Genomic DNA, 23,097 nt, shown 5'->3' on the forward strand with positions numbered 1-23,097 from the left:
ATGGCGTAAGTCTCCTCGTCGCTGGCTCCTGCGGGGCCTTCTCGCTCCTGCGATTCCCGTAGAAGTCGCCGCCTGCGCTCCAATCAACTAGTGTCGTTATATATGATTGTGGTGATGGATAGGATGACGAACAATAGTAATAATGAACGATATCAATAAGAAATGCTGACAATGGACCAAATGGTGCCTGAAGAGCATTTAGTACGCAAATTGGAATTTTCTTAAGTATCTATATGAACCCGTTGATTTCTGCTACGGTGGGCGCTTTTCGCGGGCATGGCGTAAGTCTCCGCTAAGCTCCTGCGAGGTCTTCAGTCAACGACATCGAAAGAAGGCAGAAGTCAGTATAAATCCAATCCACTTCAATGCGCAAGTTGTCCGTTATTGGCTCCATGTACGACGAGTAAGCATCGTGGGAAATCATTGAACGTCCTATTTGGGCGTATGTGGAAGAAGTCGATCATTTACGTCATAAAAATTGTCCATGCAGGCGATACTAATTATTGTTGCCATGTATTTGAAGAAGCTAGCTAAATGGATATGGCAAAGGCCAAAATTGGCAGAAGAGTACGACTCTCGTTAATAGGGGCCATTTGTCACTACTATTTCTGATAAAATTTAAAAAGGTATTCGGAATGTGATCATTCCGAATACCTTTTGTCGTCTATCGAATACTCATCTTAAATTCTAAAAACAGCTCATTGTATTTTCCTAAGTAATCAGGACCTAGGTTTTTATATACTTCTAAAGTGTCCCGTTGTTCTTCTGAAGGGTAGTAGCGTTCATCAGTAACCACTTCTTCATCCATTAAGTCCATCGCCGCAATATTAGGCGTAGAATAACCTACATAATCGGCATTTGCAGCTGAAGAGTCAGCATCCAACATAAAGTTAATAAAGGCATGTGCACCATCAATATTTTTTGAAGTTTTTGGAATGACCATATTATCAAACCATAAGTTAGAGCCTTCATCCGGTACAGCAAAGTCTAACGCCTCATTTTCGAACATCATATCTGCTGCTTGACCAGACCAAGTAAGGGCAACAGTCGCTTCATTATTAATCATTAGTGGCGTAATTTCATCGCCAATAATTGCTTTGACATTTGGTGCAAGAGTTATTAGTTTATCTGTAGCCTGACGCAGTTCCTTATCATTTAAAGAGTTTAGAGAATAGCCAAGGCTGTTTAAGCCCATGCCAATTACTTCGCGTGCACCGTCTACTAAAAAGACTTTACGCTTTAATGAAGGATCCCACAAATCTTCCCAAGAAGAGAAGTCTAAATCGCCGACAAGACTTGGATTATAGACGATGCCGACTGTTCCCCAAAAGTACGGAACAGAATATTTATTGTCATCATCAAATGGTAAATCTAAAAAATAAGGGTCAATATTTGTAATATTAGGGATTTTCGTTTTATCTAAAGGAATAAGTAAATCTTCTTCCTTCATTTTTTCAATCATGTATTCAGAAGGTACTGCAATATCGTAAGCAGTACCACCTTGCTGGATTTTCGTCATCATGGCTTCATTTGAGTCGAAGGTTTCATAAATGACATGGATGCCTGCTTCTTTTTCAAATTGTTTCAACAAATCAGGGTCAATATATTCTCCCCAGTTAAAAATGGTCAATGTATTTTTGCCACTTTTTCCACCACCAGCACTCATGGCATCAGCAGCGTACATTAACAGGGCGGAAACGACAAGTATTGCGATAGTCGCTTGAATTAATTGCTTCATTGTTGTCCCTCCGTTCTTTTACTAGCACGGCTTGTCATGAAATAATAGCCAACAACGACGAGCACAGTGACGAAAAATACTAACCCTGAAATGGCGTTTACTGTTAAGGAGATACCCGCACGTGCCATCGAATAAATTTCCACAGATAATGTACTAAAGCCGTTACCTGTCACGAAAAATGTCACCGCAAAGTCGTCCAGTGAATACGTTAAAGCGAGGAAGAATCCCGCAAAAATACCAGGTTTAATATAAGGTAAAATAACGCGCATCATGATATCTTTTTTCGTTGCACCAAGATCTAATGCGGCATCGATTAATGATTTATTCATCTCTAATAGTTTTGGTAGGACCATTAAAACAACGATCGGTACACTAAACGCTACATGTGCCAATAATACAGAAGCGAAGCCTAATTTAATGCCAACCATTGTGAATAATATTAAAAAGCTTGCACCGATAATAACATCTGGGCTTACGATCAACACATTATTTAACGAAAGTAATGTATTACGCATTTTTGAATCTTTTACTGTGACGATCCCAATTGCACCTAATGTACCGATAATTGTAGAGATTAGGGCAGAAAGCAAAGCTACAATTACTGTATTAATTAAAATAACAAGTAGTCTGGAATCCTCAAAGACCGCTTTGTAATGCTCTAATGTAAAGGATTCGAAGTTATTCATTGAGCCGCCACTATTAAACGAGTAAAAGACCAAGTAAAGAATAGGCGCATATAAGACGATAAAAACCATTGTTAAATAGATCTTTGCTGATGTAGATAGTTTTGTCATCGTACGCGACCTCCTTTATCTTTTTGCCCTGTAATTAACATAATGATGACCATGAATAAAATTAAGAATACCGCAATTGTTGAACCCATCCCCCAATTTTGTGTTACAAGGAATTGCTGTTCAATCGCTGTACCAAGTGTAATCACTCGGTTACCTGCGATTAAGCGTGTAATCATGAAAAGGGATAATGCAGGGATAAAAACAACCTGTATACCTGATTTAACACCATCCAACGTTAGTGGTAGCACAACACGACGGAAAGTTGTAAAAGCAGAAGCTCCTAAATCACGTGCTGCGTAAATCAACGTTGGATTTAAGCGGTCCAATGAATTGAAAATCGGTAAAATCATAAAAGGAATGAAAATATAAACAGATACGAAGACAAAGCTAAGATCTGTGAAAAGCATCTGTTTTGGGTCAAAACCAAAAACTTCAATAACTGCATTAATTGGGCCGTATAAACCAAAAATCCCGATAAATGCGTATGTTTTTAATAAAAGATTAATCCAAGAAGGAATAATAATAAGTAATAGCCAAAGTTGTTTATGCTTTGTTTTCGTTAAAAAATAAGCTGTCGGATAGGAAATTAATAATGTAAAGAACGTAATTAAAAATGCATACCAGAATGAACTAAGAGTCATTTTTAAATAAACAGACGAAAAGAACGCTTTATAGTTATCGAACGTAAAATTGCCATGAATATCTAGTAGGGAATAGTACACAACGAGGGCAATCGGCGCGATAACAAATAATGCAATCCATAAGACATATGGAAATAACGCAGATTTTGATGTCTTAGTTTGCATCTTCGTCGTCTCCATAGGCTTCTAAGCGTTTATCAAATTCTTCCTCTGTCTCATTTAAGCGCATAACATGGATTGCTTCTGGATCAAAGTCTAAACCGATTTCTGTCCCTACTTCAGCTTTTTTCAGAGAATGCACAAGCCACTCATTGCCGTCCTTATCGTAAGTAGATAACTCATAATGTACCCCACGGAATAATTGTGTATCTACTTTAACGATTAGTTTCCCTTTATCGACTGTTGTCATTTCCAAATCTTCAGGACGGATGACAATATCGATTTTTTCATTTGATTTCATCCCCTGGTCAACACATTCGAAAATCTTACCAGCAAATTCAACTTTAAAGTCAGCGATCATTACACCAGGTACGATGTTTGATTCTCCGATAAAGTCAGCAACAAAGCGGTTAATTGGCTCATCATAAATATCTACAGGTGTACCAGATTGTTGAATTTGGCCTTCACTGAGAACAAAAATTTCATCACTCATTGCTAAAGCTTCTTCTTGGTCGTGCGTGACGAAGACAAAAGTCTTACCAAGGCGTTGCTGTAATTCACGTAACTCATACTGCATTTCCGTACGTAGTTTTAAATCTAAGGCAGACAGTGGCTCGTCGAGTAAAATAACCTCTGGATCATTTACAATGGCACGGGCAATTGCGACACGTTGGCGTTGACCACCAGACATCTCAGAGATTTCACGGTTACCATAGCCCGCTAAGTTGACGAACTTTAGGGCTTCTGTGACACGTTCTTTGATTTCATTTTCAGCTAATTTTTTAATACGTAGACCAAATGCGACATTTTCAAAAACATTCAAATGTGGGAACAATGCATAATCTTGAAATACTGTATTCACTTGGCGTTCGTTTGCTGGTACTGCATTGATTTTTTTATCGTGGAAAAACACATCACCTGTTGTTGGTTCAGTAAATCCTGCAATAATACGCAAAATCGTTGTTTTGCCACAACCAGATGGACCAAGTAATGTATAGAACTTTCCTTTTTCAAGCTCCAGGTTAATATTTTTTAAGACGACAGTGCCGTCATTATAAGATTTAGAAACATTTTCAAAGCGGATAATTGAATTCGTTGTCATTGATGCGCCTCCTTAAGCTATAAGTATGAATCCGTTGCGACGAGTAAAATTTTCGTTTCATCGTCATGCGCGTTAAAAATTTGATGATGATCAGCTGCGTCAAAGTAGAGCGCATTGCCTTCACTAGCTATATATTGTTCTTTCCCCAAAACAAGACGTATACGCCCTTTGACAATATAAATAAATGTTTCTGATAACGACGGCTCGAAATGTTTGAATTCACCGCCAGCATCTAGTGTCAGGAAAATAGGCTCCATTTCTTTTTCATTTGATGTTGGAATAAGCCATTGAATTTCATATTTTTTTTCTTCGTCTGTATAAATAGATTGATCTTCTTCGGTATATACGACCTTTTGTTCGGGTGCTTCATCATCAAAAAATTCCTTAGGAGTTGATCCTAAAACTTCTAATAATGAAAATAGTGTTTCAATGGAAGGTGAATTTAAATCACGCTCCAATTGTGAAATATAGCCTTTACTTAAATCTGTACGTTCTCCAAGTTCTTCTTGGGTGAGACCTTTTTTCAAACGAAGCGCTTTAATTTTTCCCCCAATTTGCATCTTTTCCCTCCTAGAAGAAGTTTAGCAATCATAAACTTTCAGAAAATGAAGTTTACTTTAACGAAACTTTTAGTTTACTAAAAACATTACTATTATACATAATAATAAAGAATTTGCAATCGTTTTTGATGAAAAAATAGGATAATTTTCACGAAAAAGATGCCCGAGAATGATGTCTAAAATTTTTGTATATTCTAGAATAAAATTGTGAAAAGTAGCGAATAAATAAGATGTAGGAATGAATAAGTTTGGGTATTTGACAAATATTTGTCAACATACTGGTAACCAGGAGCATGGCGAAGTGTACTTCGTTGAAAAACTACGATTTCTTTGCTATCGTAGAAGACGAGTTCGCAAGTGCGAATGGAATATCTAACTACATATTTATTCGGAGGGATATAACAATGGCAGAACGTATGGTAGGCAAACAAGCACCAAACTTCACAATGGAAGCAGTACTTCCAGACAAAACTTTTGGTAAAGTATCTTTAGAAGAAATTAAAGCACAAGACAAATGGACTGTACTTTTCTTCTATCCAATGGACTTCACTTTCGTATGTCCAACAGAAATTACGGCAATGAGCGATCGTTATGATGAGTTCGAAGACTTAGACGCAGAAATAATCGGTGTATCTACGGATACAATCCATACGCATTTAGCTTGGATTAACACTGACCGCACTCAAAATGGCCTTGGCGATTTAAAATACCCTTTAGCAGCGGATACAAACCACACAATTTCAAAAGAATATGGTGTGTTAATTGAAGAAGAAGGTATCGCATTACGTGGTTTATTTATCATCGACCCAGCTGGCGAACTAAAATACCAAACAGTATTCGATAATAACATCGGTCGTGACGTAGATGAAACTTTACGTGTACTTCAAGCTTTACAAACTGGTGGTCTTTGCCCAGCAAACTGGCGTCCAGGTCAAGCAACTCTTTAATCTTAAAATGAATAGTACGTCCCCACGACATAGTTTGTGGGGATATTTATTCTTTATTTAGCAGAGAGCCCATCTCTTTGGAAGCATCGAGGGTTTCTACTGTACAGAGGGAATCTAATGCATCCCTAGTGAATAAAGTTAAGCCTCCGGCGGATGTCGTGTATTTTTTAGAATGTATCGAGCAAGTTCGATAAAAATTCGGACGCAATTACGCCGAGACCGTAATGGATACAATAGGGGAGGATTTTTGATGAAACTTCGAGAACGAATGCCTGAACTTGCAGGCGCAACAACTTGGTTAAATGGTGAAGTGACAAAAGCAGATTTAGTAGGCGAAAAACCAACATTAATTCACTTTTGGTCCGTAAGCTGTCATTTATGTAAAGAAGCTATGCCAGACGTGAATAATTTCCGTGATCAGTACAAAGATGAACTAAATGTTGTTGCTGTGCATATGCCACGGTCTGAAGCAGATACAGATTTAGAGATAATTAAAGCCGTAGCTGCTGAACATGACATCGTGCAACCAATCTTTGTAGATAGCGAAATGAAGCTAACAGATGCATTCCAAAACCAATACGTACCAGCGTATTTCGTTTTCGATAAAGACGGTCAGCTTCGTCATATGCAGGCTGGTGGAAGCGGTATGAAAATGCTAGAAAAACGTGTAAATCGTGTGCTAGATGAAATGCGTAACGCTTAAGTATAATATTTATGAAGGCGGGGATATTTTAAATCCTCGTCTTTTTTTAAAAGAAAAAATGACACGTTATACGATTGATGGAATTTAGCCGTCCATACGCACGATAAATGTTTGGCCAATTCTTTATTTAAAAGTAATGACCTAACAAGATTATCGAAAATAATAGCTAGTATACTTAGAGTGACGAATAGTCTCCTGTTTTGACGATACATATGACAAAGAATACGTTAAACTAAAAGTAATTGTAGTTTTCGGAGGGATTTTTAATGATGAAAAAAGAGTTTGCTGTCATTGGACTGGGACGTTTCGGTGGTAGCATTGTTCGTGAATTAATGAGTCAGGGTGCACAAGTAATGGCGATTGACAACTCCTCAGAGCGTGTGGATGAATTCGCTGCGATTGCCACTCAAGCAGTCATTGCGGATTCAACAGATGAATCCGTACTAAATTCATTAGGCATTCGTAATTTTGAGCATGTCATCGTGGCCATTGGCGAGGATATTCAAGCAAGTATCTTGACGACCATTATTTTAAAAGAGCTAGGTGTAGAACAAATTACAGTGAAAGCTCAAAATGACTATCATGAAAAAGTACTGCGTAAAATTGGCGCTGACTTTGTCGTCCACCCTGAGCGCGACATGGGTATTCGTATTGCCAATAACATGTTATCAAATACAGTGCTCGATTATTTGGAGTTATCCGATGAGCATTCCATAATGGAGTTAAAAGCAAATGATGCCATTGCAGGCTACTCCATTATGGACCTTGATATTCGTGCAAAGTATGGCATTAACATAGTTGGTATTAAACGTGGTACAGATATTATTGTTTCACCACAAGCGAGCGATAAAATTTTGTTAGGAGACATCATGCTTCTAATAGGTGCAGATGTCGATATAAATCGTTTTGTGAAAAAAGCGATGAGAGATTAAAAAGAAGGTGGGGGCTTTGTGTTAGGAACCCCGTTATAAGTAAGAGGTAAAAAAAGCATTCATCCACTTGAATACTATGGAAAATAAAAAGGGTAGTGAAACAGCATAATGCTGTTTTCACTACCCTTTCCTATCAGGATACAATCGTTGCTTTACCTTGTAATGCACGTTCTTGCATGTCTAGGTCAAATTCTTTTTCAGACTTTGATACGACAACGCAAGCGACCCCGTTACCAATTAAATTTGTTACGGCACGTGCCTCTGACATGAAACGGTCGACCCCAATTAATAGTGCAATTCCTTCAACTGGAATCATTGGAAAGGCTGCTAGTGTCGCTGCTAATGTGATAAAGCCAGAGCCAGTCACACCAGCTGCTCCTTTAGATGTAATCATTAAAATCCCAAGTAGTGTAATGATTTGAATCCAAGTCAAGTCCATTCCATAGGCTTGTGCAATAAATAATGCTGCCATAGAAAGGTAAATTGAAGTTCCATCTAGGTTGAAGGAGTATCCTGTAGGTACAACTAAACCAACAACTTGCTTTGAACAACCGAAATTCTCTAATTTACGCATCATAGACGGTAAAGCCGATTCAGATGAAGATGTACCGATTACTAAGAAAATCTCATCTTTAATGTAGGCAATAAATTTAAAAATGTTAAAGCCAAAAAATTTCGCAATTGATCCCAAAATTAATACGACAAATAAGAACATTGTAATATATACCGCTGCCATTAATAAACCTAAGTTTCCTAATGATTTTAAACCGAAATTACCAATTGTATAGGCCATCGCGCCAAATGCACCGATTGGTGATATTTTCATAACCATACTTACGATTTTGAAGAAAATTTCTGCCACTTGTTCAAAAAATGTAATGACAGGTTTAGCAGGTGCTCCAATTGATGCGGCTGCTAAACCAAACAAGATTGCTGAGAATAATACTGGTAGAAGTTGTCCAGTTGCTAATGCTCCTACTACGTTTTCAGGAATGATGCTATAAATGAAAGCACCTAAGCCTTGTTCAGATTCTGCTGCTGCTGTTGTATATTTTGAAATATCAGCATCGGCAGCGCCTGATGTATCTAAACCAGTACCAGGGCTAACAATTAATGCAACCGCAATACCAATTGCTAAAGCAATCGTCGACACGATTTCGAAATAAAGTAATGCCTTTCCGCCGATTTTTCCGACCTTTTTCATATCGCCCATGCTACCAATGCCAATAACAACTGTTAAGAATATAATTGGTGCGATTAACATTTTAATAAGCTTGATGAATAAGTCTGCCAAGATTTTAAGACTTGCGCCAAATTCAGGGAAAATGGCGCCAACAATAATCCCTAAAATAATAGCGACAATAACTTGAATAGTCAAATTTTTCAGTAATTTCATTTTATGCTACCTCATTTCTAAATTTTCTCTTTGTTATCGTTTTCACTAACAACATCATATCGAATACTTTTTGAAAAATGAGATTTAGAAAATAAGAAACATAACGTTCATTAAGTACATTAATCAACAACATACTAGAAATCTAGTATTTTCAACTGTTTAAACTGTTATGGTACGCTTGAAGTGCTTTTGTATTGTTATAATACAAAAATATTTAGTACTCAATAGAGTTAGTTTTATATTAAAATTTTGTAATATTGTTCATAAAGTTCATAAGAAGCTACTGATTGTGAGGCGTAAAAGTGTTGTCAAAAGAATTTTTTGACGATAATCTTAAAAGCATAGAACGACCGTTTGTATCATTGTGTAGTTGCAAAACGAAAGGAATGAATAGCCAAATGATGAAAATGCCCGTGAACGGCAAAATACTGTTAGTGACATTTTTAATCATTGTGTTCTCCTTTTTACTTGGCGGCATTTTTGTACTTGGTAATTTACTAGCCGAGCAAGAAAAGGATTTTGGACAGCGTGCAATGCTCGTTGCGCGAACGGTATCAAATATGCCAGAGCTAAGTATGCACTTGAAAAATGACAATATTTCAGAAGCAGCGAAAAATGTCAATGCAATTGTAGATGGCATTCGTGTTATTAATAAGGCAGAGTACATTGTTGTGATGAACATGGATCGGGTTAAGCTTTCGCATCCAGTGAGTAAGGAGTTAGGTGTGCGCAGTGAATCATGGGATCTCAATGCAGCATTCAGTGAGCATTTTTATGTTTCAAAGGCACGTGGTGAAGCTGGTGTGATGATTCGTGCTTTTGTACCTGTAGTAGATGACGCCAAAGAACAGGTGGGTATTGTCGTTGTCGGTTATCCATTGCCCACATTCATAAAAATGCTACAAAATTATGAGCGTGAAATCCTTATTACCGTTTTACTATCACTTGTTTTTAGTATTTGGGGCGCATATACACTCGGACGACACATAAAAAAACAAATGTTTGGACTTGAACCTCATGAGATTGCGAAGATGTATGTAGAGCGAACAGAAACCTTTAATGCTATGCATGAGGGTATTATTGCAGTTGATAAGGAAATGAATATTACAATTTTTAACGAAAAAGCTGCTGCTATTTTAGGGGTAGCTAAAAAAACGGAGGTTTGTATTGGCAAAAAGATATACGATGTTTTGCCTGATACTCGTCTCCCTGAAATTGTAGAAACAGCATCGCCTGTTTATAACCAAGAGCTATACATTAACCATCATAGTATTTTGAGCAATCGCGTACCAATTATAGTAAATGGTGAGTTAGTTGGTGCGGTGGCAATGTTTAAGGATTTAACAGCAGTGAAAAAACTCGCTGAAGAAGTAACAGGGGTAAAAGCATTTGTACAGGCACTTCGTGTACAAACACATGAACATAAAAATAAACTTCATACCATTGCTGGGTTATTGCAGTTAGGCCATACGAAGCAGGCACTAGAATACGTAACAACTGCAACTGAAAACGAGGCCTCTTTAACGAAATTTTTTAATGAACGTTTTCATAATGAAAACATTTCAGGGCTATTGTTGAGTAAAATCAGTTACGGCAAAGAATTAGGTATTCAAGTAGAAATTGATCGCAAAAGCCATTTTAAAAGCTTTCCACCTCTTTTAGACCATCATGATTTTGTTGTGTTGTTTGGCAATTTAATCGAAAATGCCTTTGAAGCATTAAATATTCTATCTAAAGACGATAAATATGTATCTATTTCTGTTGATGAGCATGACGGTATGTTAGCGATTGCTGTATCAGATAATGGTATTGGTATGACGGAAGATGTACAAACTCGTATGTTTGAAAATGGATTTTCAACAAAAGCAAGTGAAAATCGTGGTATTGGCTTACATTTAATTTATGAAATTGTGAATAAGGGCAACGGAGAAATTGAAGTGAAGAGCGAGTATATGAAAGGGACAAGTTTTTTAATTTTATTTGAGTTAGGGGGAAAATAGATGGATATAATTCACGTGTTACTGATAGAAGACGATCCGATGGTACGAGAAGTGAATAGGCAATTCATCGAACAAATCGAAGGATTTTCGCTAGTTGGCTATGCAGGCAACGGTATTGAAGGAATTGACAAAATTAAAGAATTAAAACCTGAGCTTGTTTTTATGGATATTTTTATGCCCGAGCAGGATGGTATCATAACATTAGGGAAAATTCGTGAGGAGCATCTTGCAGTCGACGTCATCGCTGTGACGGCAGCAAATGATATGCCAACAGTACAACGAATTTTGCATTTAGGTGTCTATGATTATATTATGAAGCCCTTTACATTTGAACGCATTGAGCAAACGTTAAAAAATTATCAAGCGTATAAAGTGAAAATAACAGGCATGCAAGATTTAACGCAACATGATGTCGATCATCTGATGCAACAGCGTATCCCTGAGCGAACATCCGCCCCACAAGTGAATCAGACAATAGAGATTGATGAGTTACCGAAGGGCTTTAACCGTGCTACGCTAGATAAAGTACTTGCGTATATTCAGGGAAGCAAAGAGGCGGTATCGGCGGAGGAAGTATCAACCTATATTGGTACAGCGCGTGTTACAGCTCGGCGCTATTTAGACTTTTTAGAAAAGCAGAATTTGCTAAAGGTTGATATTCAGTATGGCAGTGTCGGACGTCCTATTCATCGTTATTATATCTAAAACAAAAAAGCTTGAACTGCTCCCTAAAAATAAAATGGATGTGCCATTTAGGTGGTAATTAAAGACTTCGGTATGCGCTGGAGTCATTTTTTCTAGTGTCTATTATAGTTATGATAGTGTTAAACTTATCGGTCTATCATCTTGGTTAGTAGTCACTTGATAGCAGAAACTCCGACAGCAAATAGAGCACTCAGTCGTTTACATGGAAATTTAGTTATGCAAAAAATAAAGGTATTAGAAAAATTCAGCCATAAAGTATTAGTACGAAAGGAGACTTAATTATGCTAATTAGAGAAGCGAGACGAGAAGATGCTGAAGGAATAATTGCTGTGATGAGAAATGCGGAAGAGTCTAATTTCATGTTATTCGGTCATGGTGAACGCAAGCTAGAACCCAAACAATTTGCAATATTCATTGATAAAATTTGTAATAAGTTCAATTCGGCATTATTCATTGCTGAAATAGAACATAAAATTGTTGGTTATTTAATTGTTCAAGGAGATACTCCTTCTAGAATAGCACATCGAGCTTATATTGTAATTGGTATCCACAGTGATTTTAGAGGTAGAGGAATAGGTACAGCATTATTTACCAAATTAGATGACTGGGCAAAAGACAAAGGCATACATCGTCTGGAACTTACAGTTATGGTGGATAATACGGTAGGTGTTGCATTATATAAAAAAATGGGCTTTGAGATAGAAGGGACAAAGCGACATTCCTTATGTGTCAATGGTAGCTATGTGGATGAATATTATATGTCAAAGCTACTGTAAACTAAAAGTAATGCCATTATAACAAAATATGTAATTTTTGCATTGAGAAATTGCCCCATCGAGCTCTGTAGGTACAGATTTTCTGGGGCAATCTTTTATTCGCGATTTAATAACGCTTATCTGTGGCAGATGTATTTTTTGTTTTTGTTTTATTTTTCTCATCCTTAACCTTGTCATTTAATTCTTCAACAGGTATCGGATCCACCGTTTTCATATCTTCATGCTTGTCGAAAATACTTTCTTTATCTGTATCTAATACATCTGGATTGTTAGTACGGCGTGTATGGGCTTGTTTCTTCTCATCCATTTTTGCTCACCTCTTACCTATGTCATTCACTCATTTAATAGAGTTTAAACATGCTAGATTAGATAAATGACCATAAAAAGTGAATCCCTTTTTAGTCGTTTGTATGTTTTGTAGAAGGTGCGCCAGCTGCTAGTAATGCCTTATTACCAAGTAAGAAAAATCCTAGGATAAATAATAGGGCACCCGTTCCTATAAGTAACCATTCAATAGCAATTACATCAGCGATAGGTCCAAAAATCAGCATTCCTAATGGCATCATGGATGTGGAAATCATACCAAGCACTCCAAAAACTCTGCCTAAATAATCCCCTTCCACCTTCTCTTGCAGTAAAACTGTGGCAGGGGTATTGAATACAGGCATGGATATCCCTGTAATCGCCATGAAGGCAAGGTACAATGAAAAGACTGGCATGATACCAAGTACAACAGTACAGGCACCAAATAATAATGTTGCAAGTGTCATAGTATGCACTTTGTTTTTAAAGCCACCCCATGAAGCCATCAATATCCCACCAATTAACATACCCAAGGCAAATGTAATTTCGATAGCTGTTAGGCGCCAAACATCATTACCGAAGCTTCGTGTCACCTGTAATGGAGTTAAGAACGCGGCAGGTGCAGCTAGTATCATAAAGAATGCAACAAAGATAAAAAACCTTTTCAAGAAATTATGTTCTTTAATGTACGTAAATCCTTGTTTCATATCAGTAAAATAGCCTGTAGTTTGCTTTTGAGCGGCTTTGGCATGTATAGGAACATGCAAAAATACCAGTAATGTACTAATTGCAATTGCGGCTGTAATGACATCGATAAAGAAAATCGATTCCAACGAAGCTTGTGTCAATAATGCGCCACTAGCCATTGGAGAGATAATCATCACAAAAGCTTGAATACTGCCGTTTGTACCATTTACTTTCATTAGTTTATCTTCAGGAACAATTTGTGGAAGAATTGCACCGACTGCAGGTGTTTGAATGCCAGCACCTATTGCGCGAATGGCAGATATGGCAAATAGCAACCAAAGTGAGTCATGGCCCAGTAAAAATAAAATTGCTAAAAGAAGTGTGGAGAGGGCAATCATGCCATCAGCCAGAATTATTAACCATTTGCGATTATAACGATCTGCCCAAACACCAGCAATCGGTGATAGGAAGAATGTAGGTAAGAAACCGCAAATAATAGAGATTGTCATCATGACACCTGATTGTGTGCTTAACGTGATGTACCACGTGATGGCATATTGTACGAGTGAGGAACCAAAAAGGGAGATGGTTTGGCTACCTAAGAAAAGGATAATATTCCTTCTCCAATTTTCCATTGCATTTGTTTGCGTCATTCAAAAATCATTCCTTTCAGTTAAATAAAAAAACACAGGGTATCTGCCTGTGCTGAGAATAAGAGGGAGGTCTAAAGTCTTGAAAGAGGCTCATTATATTTTGGGAAAAAATATTAGATAACTTCTAAATAATCGGCACTCAAATAAAAAAATTATACCTGAAATCATTTCATTGAACCTTTCCTCTCCATGTCGTTCAATCAAAAATAGCCAGATTAATTTTCCCGCATTAACTACCAATCAGTGGGAGATGAAGAAAACCCCCACTGATTGTATAAATAGCCATTTTAAATTTAGAGACAACAAAAAGAGGGCGACTAGCCCTCTTTTTACATAAACGTAAAACGAAGATTTTCCTAAAATAGGCAGACCAATACCAATCCCATTTACTCTGCACAGCAGGCAAAGCTTTGAACGTATTCAATTAACGGTTCAAATTATGGAATCGAAATCTACCTGGCATCTAGGAAAACCTCCATTTCTTAAAAGTTATGTTAATAGTAGCATGGTCTGTTATTGTTGGCAAATAAAAATAAAAGCATGTTCCAGCATGTATTGGACACCATTGAGGATTATATAGATGGTAGATTTTACGCAGGTTCTAAATTTGTCCAATAATACGAGGAAGTTGGTTGTGGTTTTTCTTATATTGGAGAAATTGTTTGGTTGGCGATTTGATGATAAGTAAAAATGAGGTCGTTCCATTAACGGAATGACCTCATTTACATGTTCATCATCTAGATTTTAATGATTAATTTTCTTCAATATCTTTACGATTTTTCTTTAACATTTTTGATAGCAGTTCATATACGATTGGTACAACTACTAATGTTAGTAATGTTGAAGATAATAAACCGCCGATTACAGTGATGGCAAGGTCTTTGGAAATCAGACCACTCCCGCCGCTACCGAATGCCATTGGTAACATTGCGCCGATTGTAGCAATGGCAGTCATTAAGATTGGGCGTAAACGAGTTGCACCCGCTTCTAAAATTGCTTCACGCATTTGTAGTCCGTCACGTTCCATGTGAATGATACGGTCTACAAGGACAATGGCATTAGTTACGACGATACCAATTAACATTAATAGACCCATCATAACTGACACGGAAATCGTTTGACCTGTCACATATAGACCAACAAATGCACCAATGACAGCGAATGGTAATGAGAATAGGATGGCAAACGGTGCTAAACCTTCACCAAATGTTACAACAAGAATGAAGTACACAATAGCGATTGCTGCTAGCATAGCGATACCAAGTTGTGTAAATGTTTCTGCCATATCAGCAGCAACACCAGCTACGCCAGTTGTTACACCTTTAGGTAAGTCTAATTCATCGATTTTTTTATCGGCTGCAGATGATGCTTTTGAAATATCATCGCCGATAATGGTACCTGAAACCGTTGCAAAGTATTCACCTTTCGAACGAGATAATGAATTTAGTGTAGTACCCTCTTCTACTTCCACTAATTCACCGATTGTCATTGTTGTACCTAAAGCAGTTTTAATTTCAGTTGCTAAGACATCATCCAATGATAATGCTGCTGCTTTTGCTTCGCGTTGCACGATTACATTAATGTCTTGACCATCGTGCTCAACCGTTGTTAAAACTTCTTGCGACGACGTAGTATTTAAAGCCATTACAATTTGTGCAGTTGTTAAACCATATTGTAAGACATTTTTCTGATCTACTTTTAATACGTGCTCTATATATGGATCTTCGTTATCAGATTTAATATCTTCTAAACCGTCCACATCTTTTAGTGCGCCTTCTACTTGTTTTACTGCTTCACGAAGATTATCTAGATTTTCACTATATAATGTGTAGCTGACTTCGTTTGAAGACATAGACATAGATGAGAAGTTTTGTGTTTTCCATTCACCGGACTGACCGATGTTAAATATATAATCTTCAACGTCTTCACGTGCACCAGGGAAATCTTTCATATCTGGATCGAAGATTAGGTACATTAAGGCACCGCCAGCACCGCCACCCATCATCATTGTAGCTGGATCTGCGTTTGTAGCATCAGTAATGGACACCTGTAAGATATCAATATCTTTACGTTTCATTAATTCTTTTTCTACTGCGGCAACATTGGCTTCTGTCTCATCCATAAGCTCACCCGTAGCAGGAGTATACGTTAAATACATAACCTTTTCTTCCTGAGAACCCATGAAGCTAAAGCCGATTAATGGCGTTAAAGCAAGAGAACCAACAAGCATTACAACCGCAATAGCCGAAGTAATGAATTTATGATTTAAAGCTTTTTCTAATATACCTCTATACCAAGTAGCTAGTTTACCTACCTCTTGATGCTGGCTTTCTTTTTTCTCACCGTATAATTTCTTACGGAATAGGAAATGAGATAGCGCTGGTACGATTGTAATTGCAACTAATAATGATGCCCCTAAAGCAAATGACATTGTTAAAGCGAACGGCATAAATAATTCACCAACCATACCACCTACAAAAATAAGGGGAGCAAATACTGCAACTGTTACTAATGTAGAAGAAAGGATTGGTTTGAACATTTCAATTGTCGCTTCACGAATAAGTGCGCGACCAGTCATTTTTTCTTGCTTTAAATGGATTCGTCGATAAATATTTTCTACAACAACGATGGAGTCATCGATTACACGACCAATGGCAACTGTAATTGCACCGAGTGTCATAATATTTAACGTAATATCCATCCAGTTCAGTAATAGTAATGCCATAAACACAGAAACTGGGATAGAAATAATAGAAATGATGGTTGATTTGAAATCACGTAAGAATAGTAAAATGATCAGTACGGCAATGGCACCACCGAACACCGCTTTTTCGATCATTGTGAACACTGAATCTTCAATCGGAGCACCTTGGTCCAGTGAGATGTCAATGTTTAAACCATCAATCGCTTTTTCTTCATCTTTAATAAGAGCTTTTACTGCATTTACAACTGTTACGGTATTGGCATCTTGACCTTTTACGATTTGAATCGCGATGGCATCTTTACCGTTTGTACGTGAAACAGATTGTACTTTACCTTCGACTTCAATCGTGGCAATATCACCTAAACGAACGAATGGGGAAGGTTGTGTAGCTGAAGGTGTTACAGGGATTAATAATTCTTTTAATTCTTCTACTGATTTGACTTTACCATCTACAGAAACGGCCTGTTCACCAACAGTAAACTCATATAAACCAAGTGATAATGCCATGTCACTTGCTTGAATCATTTGCTTTACAGAATCCTCTGTAAGGCCAAGTGCAGCCATTTTTTCTTCATCGTATTTAAACGATACTTGCTCAATGTGCTGTCCTGTAATGGTTGCTGAAGCAACACCATCAATTTTTTCGATTTTAGGAAGTAGAATCTCTTCTACTGTTGAAGTTAGTTCAACGATATCTTCATCAGAGCTACTTACTGATAAAGCGATAACTGGCATCATGTTCATACTAATGGCCATAATAGTAGGCTCTTGTGCACCTTCAGGTAGTGTCACATTATCTAAAGCCGATTCTAACTGACGTTTTTTCTCATCCATGTCGATGCCGTAGTCATACTCAACTTGTACTTGTGCAACGTTTGATGAGGAGGTTGAGTAAACTGCCTTTACATCTTCTAAACTTTCAATGGATTTTTCAAATGGTATGGACAGATCGTTCATGACTTGTTCTGGAGTTGCACCAGGATAAACGCCCATTACAATTAAGTATGGAATCGAAATATCAGGAATCGACTCCATTTTCATACGTGTGCCTGAATAAATACCTGAGACAGTGATGATAATTGTTAATAACCATACTGCGAGTTTGTTTTTTAATACGAAATTAACTAAACCTTTCACTTTCACACCTACCCTTTATTGACTTACTAGATTCAATTATTTATAATAATGACTACTCGGTCATTTGTCAATGAAATACGCTAGGAGAGAATTAAAAATATGTTAAAAAAGCAACTTATTATGGAGAAGGCATTGGAGCTATTTTCTGAACAAGGCTTTGAAGCTACATCTGTTCAGCAAATCACGGAACGTTGTGGGATTTCAAAAGGTGCATTTTATTTGTCCTTCAAAACAAAAGATGAACTTGTTTTCTCGATGGTGGACTACTTTTTACAGCAGTTTATTACCGATGTTGACCAAGTAGTCAGAAGTTCGCTCAGTAAAGATATTTTACTTGTTGAATTCTATAAAAGTATTTTTCAAGCGTTCAAAAAGCATTCTGCATCTGCTCGCGTTTTTTTTAATGAAAAAGTATTTGTTAAAAAGAAAGAATTATTTCATAAAGTGAATGCTTACGAATTGGATATGTCAAAGTCAATTGTCTACATGCTTGAACAACTATATGGTGAAGCACTACAAAAAAATAAATATGATGTGATGTATTGTATAAAAGGGTTCATGAAAAGCTATGCACAACTTTTTCTTTTCTCTAATCTTCCGCTAGACTTGGACCAATTAGCTAGATCCTTAGCGGAAAAGACGGATATTATAGCGCGTCATACAACAATCCCTTTTATTACAGAAGAGCTCATTCAGTTGGTATCTAAACCTTGTGATCAGGAGTTCATTACAAAGGAGTCATTGTTGCATTTAATTGAACAGAGTATAGAAATGTTAGAAGAATCTCTTGAACGTGAATCACTTGAGCTATTAAAAGAACAAGTAGAGCAGACAACATACAGCACACCAATAATTAAAGGGTTGATTGAAAATATCCGGTTAAGGCAAGATTGTCAATGGGTTGCTTATGTAATAAATAAATATTTTAAGTTTTAAACATGGGATAGAGTTGTTCACAGGACATGGTGGACAATTCTTTTTTTTGTATGGACAATTAATTTGAAGTATTCACAGCTTTTTAGGAATGGGGATACATTTAACATAAAAATGTTTAGCTTTGATGTGGTGTTACTATATACGTTAAATAACAAAAGAGGTTCCGAAATTTACGAAAGAAACAAAATTTTTTCCTAAAATGTGACTTGCAACATCACAGTGAACAATGTCAGTATGCTATCGCTAGTGATTGTTATCGTAGATTGTCATGTCGTTAAGCGCTACTGCCAGCGGACAGCGTGTATACACAGGTTGTATTCAGAAATAAGAAAAAAGCCTGTAGACAAACTCGAAATTGTCCGAGTTTGTCTACAGGCAGAGGCTACGTTTATTTTGCGTAGCTTATTAGCACAATAGATTACACTTCCATAATGATTGGTAAAATCATTGGTCGACGCTTTGTTTTTTCGAATAGATAAGGTCCTAAAACGTCTGTAATATCATTTTTCAGCTCAGTCCATTGTGGCGTTTTACCTTGAATCGATTCATTAAGATGGCGATTTAGCATTTTTTGCGCTTCATTAATCATCGTACCTGATTCACGCATGTAAACAAAACCTCGTGAAATAATATCAGGACCAGAAACGATTTTTTGATGTTCCATATCAACACTTACAACAACAATTACTAAGCCTTCTTCTGAAAGAATTCGTCGATCGCGTAGCACGATATTGCCGATATCTCCAATACCATTGCCGTCAATATAAACATCGCCAGAAGGGATGCGACCAGCTACATGTGCTTCGTTAGCACTTAGCGCGAGGACATCACCGTTTTCCATAACGAATGTATTTTCAAGCGGTACATCACAGTTTTCAGCTAAATGTGTATGCATTTTTAACATACGGAATTCACCGTGTATCGGCATAAAGAACTTAGGTTTCATTAAACGTAACATCAGTTTTTGTTCTTCTTGAGAACCGTGTCCAGATGTATGAATATTATTTAGTGCACCATGAATAACTTCAGCACCAGCACGGAAAAGTAAATTAATGATTCTATTGACACTTACCGTATTACCTGGCACTGGAGAAGATGAGAATATCACTGTATCGCCTGGTTGAATCTGAATTTGACGATGCGTACCATTAGCAATACGAGAGAGGGCAGCCATTGGTTCCCCCTGAGAGCCTGTACATAAAATCATGACTTCATTTGCCGGTAGGCGATTAATGCTTTGGGCATCGATAAATGTGTCCTTAGGCGCATTAATATAGCCTAATTCACGACCAATTGTAATGGCATTATCCATAGAACGACCAAAGACAGCGATTTTTCTTCCGTATTTTATTGCAGCATCAGTCGCTTGTTGTAAACGGTGAATGTTGGATGCAAATGTTGCGAAAATTATACGGCTATCAACCTTACGGAAGATTTCGTCGATACTTTTCCCAACTGTACGTTCAGACATTGTGAAGTTAGGTTTTTCAGCATTTGTACTATCAGATAGTAAGCAAAGTACACCATCACGCCCAATTTCAGCCATTTTTGTTAAGTTGGCAGGCTCACCTACTGGCGTAAAGTCGAATTTAAAGTCACCTGTATGCACGATGTTGCCAGGTGGTGTTTTTACGACAATACCATATGCATCTGGAATACTATGCGTTGTTCTAAAGAAGCTAACCGATGTTTTTCGGAATTTAATAACATCTTCTTCTTTAATTTCAATCAGTTTTGTAGTACGTAGTAAGCCGTGTTCTTCAAGTTTGTTGCGTAATAAGCCAAGTGCAAGCTTACCACCGTAAACAGGAACATTTACCTGACGTAGTAAGTACGGAATACCACCAATGTGATCTTCGTGTCCATGCGTAATAAATAACCCTTTAATCTTATCGACGTTACGCACTAAATAGGTATAATCTGGAATAACATAGTCAATGCCGAGTAGATCGTCTTCAGGGAATTTAATACCAGCATCAATCAAGATGATTTCATCTTGAAATTGAACGCCGTAAGTGTTTTTGCCGATTTCGCCCAGTCCGCCGAGCGCGAAAACAGCTGCTTGGTCATTTTTAACAAACTTCATGTTTGTTAAATTTCCTCCAAGATGAAGTTCGGACTAGCTTGTTCATAGGCTAAATAATTACCTTCAAGCAGTTGAACGAACTCAATGTTGTAATGTCGGTCTTGTAACTTTTGACGTACTTCACGTTCTGAAGCAGCTTCAAGGTAAAGACTTTTAGTGTTTTCGCGAACTGGAATCTCATTTGCATTTTCTTGATAATAAACTTTGTAAATCATAGTTTGCTCTCCTTTGATTGCGTACATTATTATTGCACCTTTGTCTATTACCACACACGTACTACAAGAAAAAACCGCAAATTTCTAGTATACTAATAAAGAAATGGGCGTTTGACTTTCTTGTACCTCAGAACTTCAATCTTGCACTATTCATGAAAAGCAATGAGACAGTGGTTGCGCATAGCCAAATTAATGCATTTCCTTTATATTATCACGCAGCTACTTTAAAATAAAGAAAAGCCCTTCAAATAATGAAGGGCAAATGTTAGGCAATTGATTTTTTTCCGAGTAGGCCGCGAAGTTGCTTCAACAATTTTTGCTTTAGTTTCTTCAGCATGGCACATCACTCCTTAGGATCATTATAATTAAAAACGTTGCTTGTGTAAAGTAGTTAACCTTTGCATGATACATAAGGAAAGGAATTATATAATGAAAAAAATATTATTTTTTGACGTAGATGGTACGCTTTACAACAGTGAAAAATTATTGCCGGCTTCTGCGAAAGAAGCGTTATTGGAAGCGCGTCGTAAAGGATATGAGATTGCCATTGCGACTGGACGTGCACCATTTATGATTCAATCTTTGCTAGAAGAACTTGATATTCATACATATGTGACTTTTAACGGACAGTATGTTGTCTATCAAGATGAGGTTGTCTATGCAAATGGTATTGAGAAAGAAGAGCTTGCGAATATTATTGCCTTTGGTGAAGCACGCAATGAACCCGTTGTTTTTTTAGACGACAAGCAAATGATTGCATCAGTTGAGAATAATGACATGGTAGCGGAGAGCTTACATACATTAAAATATCCGTACCCAGCATTAGACTCATCTTATTATATGCAGAACAACGTATATCAAACACTCATTTTTATGGAAGAAAAAGATGAACCTTTGTATTGTGAGACATTCCCCAATGTACAATTTGTACGCTGGCATCAATATTCTTGTGATATTTTGCCAAAAGGTGGATCAAAAGCTGCTGGAATTGCCAAGTTACTCACGAAGATGGGGCTAACATTAGATGATGCCATCGCTTTTGGAGATGGCATAAATGATATAGAGATGCTACAGGCTGTCGGTACGAGTATAGCAATGGGGAATGGTCATGAAAAAGCAAAGGCTGTGGCAACACATATTGCCGAGCATGTGGATGAAGATGGCCTTGCAAAAATGATGCGACTGTTAAAAATAATTTAAATGATCGGCTTCTTCACTTTTTCCATGACCTACTCGACAAGTGGTTGAAACATATGACGATCATGAACATTTCTGGGTGTGACAATTGCCCTAAGACAAAACCAAAACAATCAGCGGCTACATGAAACGACTACGCATACTGCTTTGTCCGTTCATTTTTTACATAGTAGCCACTCTCAGGCACGATGTGGTCAATTGTCAGCATATCTAATTGATGTCGTTCATTATTTTTATTTGTCGTCCTCCTATCCATCACCTCATTCATTTAGAGACGACCACTAGTTGATTGGAGCGTAGGCGGCGACTTCTGCGGGAATAGCATGAGTTGAAGGCCCCGCAGGAGCGTAGCGACGAGGAGACTGAAGCCGTGCCTGCGAAAAGCGTCCGCCGTAAAGGAAATCAACGAGTTCATATACCATGAAGGTTGGTGATACCACTTCAGATATACTTGAAGCACTAAATGCAGGTGTGTGGTCTGTAGGTGTCATTATCGGAAGCTCGGAAATGGGTTTGTCTGAACAGGAGTTTATGGCTTTATCTAATGAGGAGCAACAGCGCGTCATTGAAAAAACAAAGCACATTTTTGACGAAACGGGCGCACATTATACCATCCAAACGATGCAGGAACTTCCCAGCATTGATAGAAAAAATTAATGAACGTTTAGAAAAAGGGTTAGTACAGTCATAAATTAACATGAGAATGAAAAAGTCTTCCCAGGTTGC

The 23,097-nt window shown here is 37.5% G+C and carries 20 protein-coding genes and 2 pseudogenes; 10 read left to right on the plus strand and 12 right to left on the minus strand.

Annotated features, from left to right (window positions below; all coding sequences use genetic code 11):
• Positions 1 to 315: 315 nt before the first annotated feature.
• Positions 316 to 583 (plus strand): annotated as a pseudogene (locus ACOMCU_RS26670) (hypothetical protein); the annotation flags it as partial.
• 81 nt (positions 584 to 664) lie between these two features.
• Here the strand turns inward: ACOMCU_RS26670 and ACOMCU_RS26675 are convergent.
• Genes ACOMCU_RS26675 through ACOMCU_RS26695 form a run of 5 tightly spaced genes read right to left on the minus strand, consistent with a single transcriptional unit; the run spans position 665 to position 4,994 of the window.
• The gene (locus tag ACOMCU_RS26675; protein ID WP_421052063.1) at positions 665 to 1,738 is read right to left on the minus strand and encodes an ABC transporter substrate-binding protein; all 1,074 of its coding nucleotides are present in this window, start codon (positions 1,736 to 1,738) and stop codon (positions 665 to 667) included.
• On the minus strand, positions 1,735 to 2,532 hold the full coding sequence (locus ACOMCU_RS26680) for an ABC transporter permease (protein ID WP_010858239.1): 798 nt from the start codon (positions 2,530 to 2,532) through the stop codon (positions 1,735 to 1,737). The genes ACOMCU_RS26675 and ACOMCU_RS26680 overlap by 4 nt, the downstream gene beginning before the upstream one ends.
• Positions 2,529 to 3,338: an ABC transporter permease gene (locus ACOMCU_RS26685; protein ID WP_010858240.1), complete on the minus strand. Its 810-nt coding sequence runs from the start codon at positions 3,336 to 3,338 to the stop codon at positions 2,529 to 2,531. The genes ACOMCU_RS26680 and ACOMCU_RS26685 overlap by 4 nt, the downstream gene beginning before the upstream one ends.
• Positions 3,328 to 4,434, minus strand: a complete 1,107-nt coding sequence (locus ACOMCU_RS26690) for an ABC transporter ATP-binding protein (protein WP_010858241.1) — start codon at positions 4,432 to 4,434, stop codon at positions 3,328 to 3,330. Before ACOMCU_RS26690 ends, ACOMCU_RS26685 begins: the two co-directional genes overlap by 11 nt.
• Positions 4,435 to 4,451: 17 nt before the next feature.
• The gene (locus tag ACOMCU_RS26695) at positions 4,452 to 4,994 is read right to left on the minus strand and encodes a helix-turn-helix domain-containing protein (RefSeq protein WP_010858242.1); all 543 of its coding nucleotides are present in this window, start codon (positions 4,992 to 4,994) and stop codon (positions 4,452 to 4,454) included.
• A gap of 404 nt (positions 4,995 to 5,398) precedes the next feature.
• Here ACOMCU_RS26695 and ACOMCU_RS26700 point away from each other — a divergent pair, with 404 nt between their 5' ends.
• The 3 genes from ACOMCU_RS26700 (at position 5,399) to ACOMCU_RS26710 (ending at position 7,576) form a co-directional block, all read left to right on the plus strand.
• Positions 5,399 to 5,941, plus strand: coding sequence for a peroxiredoxin (locus ACOMCU_RS26700; RefSeq protein WP_010858243.1), 543 nt, complete (start codon positions 5,399 to 5,401; stop codon positions 5,939 to 5,941).
• 250 nt (positions 5,942 to 6,191) lie between these two features.
• The gene (locus ACOMCU_RS26705; RefSeq protein ID WP_421052067.1) at positions 6,192 to 6,644 is read left to right on the plus strand and encodes a TlpA family protein disulfide reductase; all 453 of its coding nucleotides are present in this window, start codon (positions 6,192 to 6,194) and stop codon (positions 6,642 to 6,644) included.
• Positions 6,645 to 6,913: 269 nt separating this feature from the next.
• Positions 6,914 to 7,576, plus strand: a complete 663-nt coding sequence (locus ACOMCU_RS26710; RefSeq protein ID WP_010858245.1) for a potassium channel family protein — start codon at positions 6,914 to 6,916, stop codon at positions 7,574 to 7,576.
• 133 nt (positions 7,577 to 7,709) lie between these two features.
• On the opposite strand, the gene ACOMCU_RS26715 is transcribed toward ACOMCU_RS26710, so the two are convergent.
• Positions 7,710 to 8,972: a dicarboxylate/amino acid:cation symporter gene (locus ACOMCU_RS26715; protein ID WP_421052068.1), complete on the minus strand. Its 1,263-nt coding sequence runs from the start codon at positions 8,970 to 8,972 to the stop codon at positions 7,710 to 7,712.
• 398 nt (positions 8,973 to 9,370) lie between these two features.
• Here ACOMCU_RS26715 and ACOMCU_RS26720 point away from each other — a divergent pair, with 398 nt between their 5' ends.
• From ACOMCU_RS26720 to ACOMCU_RS26730, 3 genes are all read left to right on the plus strand, one after another.
• On the plus strand, positions 9,371 to 10,972 hold the full coding sequence (locus ACOMCU_RS26720) for an ATP-binding protein (RefSeq protein ID WP_421052070.1): 1,602 nt from the start codon (positions 9,371 to 9,373) through the stop codon (positions 10,970 to 10,972).
• Entirely contained in the window at positions 10,973 to 11,677 is a 705-nt protein-coding gene (locus ACOMCU_RS26725; RefSeq protein WP_421052072.1) for a response regulator, read from the plus strand. It abuts the gene before it with no gap.
• A gap of 281 nt (positions 11,678 to 11,958) precedes the next feature.
• A complete protein-coding gene (locus tag ACOMCU_RS26730) occupies positions 11,959 to 12,453 on the plus strand; it encodes a GNAT family N-acetyltransferase (RefSeq protein WP_421052074.1) in 495 nt (164 codons plus the stop codon).
• A 106-nt stretch (positions 12,454 to 12,559) separates the two neighbouring features.
• Here the strand turns inward: ACOMCU_RS26730 and ACOMCU_RS26735 are convergent, their stop codons facing one another.
• The 3 genes from ACOMCU_RS26735 to ACOMCU_RS26745 form a co-directional block, all read right to left on the minus strand.
• Entirely contained in the window at positions 12,560 to 12,760 is a 201-nt protein-coding gene (locus ACOMCU_RS26735) for a hypothetical protein (protein ID WP_421052076.1), read from the minus strand.
• 91 nt (positions 12,761 to 12,851) lie between these two features.
• A complete protein-coding gene (locus ACOMCU_RS26740; RefSeq protein WP_421052083.1) occupies positions 12,852 to 14,078 on the minus strand; it encodes an MFS transporter in 1,227 nt (408 codons plus the stop codon).
• A 769-nt stretch (positions 14,079 to 14,847) separates the two neighbouring features.
• Positions 14,848 to 17,937 (minus strand): efflux RND transporter permease subunit, encoded by a 3,090-nt coding sequence (locus tag ACOMCU_RS26745; protein ID WP_421052077.1) that lies wholly within the window; start codon positions 17,935 to 17,937, stop codon positions 14,848 to 14,850.
• 99 nt (positions 17,938 to 18,036) lie between these two features.
• Between ACOMCU_RS26745 and ACOMCU_RS26750 the strand changes: the two genes are divergently transcribed.
• Positions 18,037 to 18,873 carry a TetR/AcrR family transcriptional regulator gene (locus tag ACOMCU_RS26750; RefSeq protein WP_010858253.1) on the plus strand — a complete coding sequence of 279 codons (837 nt, stop codon included), beginning with the start codon at positions 18,037 to 18,039 and terminating at the stop codon, positions 18,871 to 18,873.
• Positions 18,874 to 19,291: 418 nt separating this feature from the next.
• On the opposite strand, the gene rnjA is transcribed toward ACOMCU_RS26750, so the two are convergent.
• The gene (gene rnjA, locus ACOMCU_RS26755) at positions 19,292 to 20,959 is read right to left on the minus strand and encodes a ribonuclease J1 (protein ID WP_219364080.1); all 1,668 of its coding nucleotides are present in this window, start codon (positions 20,957 to 20,959) and stop codon (positions 19,292 to 19,294) included.
• A gap of 5 nt (positions 20,960 to 20,964) precedes the next feature.
• Positions 20,965 to 21,174, minus strand: a complete 210-nt coding sequence (locus ACOMCU_RS26760; protein ID WP_010858255.1) for a DNA-dependent RNA polymerase subunit epsilon — start codon at positions 21,172 to 21,174, stop codon at positions 20,965 to 20,967.
• Positions 21,175 to 21,603: 429 nt separating this feature from the next.
• On the opposite strand from ACOMCU_RS26760, the gene ACOMCU_RS26765 reads away from it, so the two are divergent.
• Positions 21,604 to 22,374 (plus strand): Cof-type HAD-IIB family hydrolase, encoded by a 771-nt coding sequence (locus tag ACOMCU_RS26765; RefSeq protein WP_219364079.1) that lies wholly within the window; start codon positions 21,604 to 21,606, stop codon positions 22,372 to 22,374.
• Between the two features lie 32 nt (positions 22,375 to 22,406).
• On the opposite strand, the pseudogene ACOMCU_RS26770 reads toward ACOMCU_RS26765, so the two are convergent.
• Positions 22,407 to 22,555, minus strand: a pseudogene (locus ACOMCU_RS26770) (IS5/IS1182 family transposase); the annotation flags it as partial.
• Between the two features lie 236 nt (positions 22,556 to 22,791).
• On the opposite strand from ACOMCU_RS26770, the gene ACOMCU_RS26775 reads away from it, so the two are divergent.
• On the plus strand, positions 22,792 to 23,028 hold the full coding sequence (locus ACOMCU_RS26775) for a hypothetical protein (protein WP_421052081.1): 237 nt from the start codon (positions 22,792 to 22,794) through the stop codon (positions 23,026 to 23,028).
• The last annotated feature ends 69 nt before the right edge of the window (positions 23,029 to 23,097 follow it).

Source organism: Lysinibacillus sp. UGB7 (assembly GCF_049058285.1).
GTDB lineage: Bacteria > Bacillota > Bacilli > Bacillales_A > Planococcaceae > Lysinibacillus > Lysinibacillus sphaericus_B.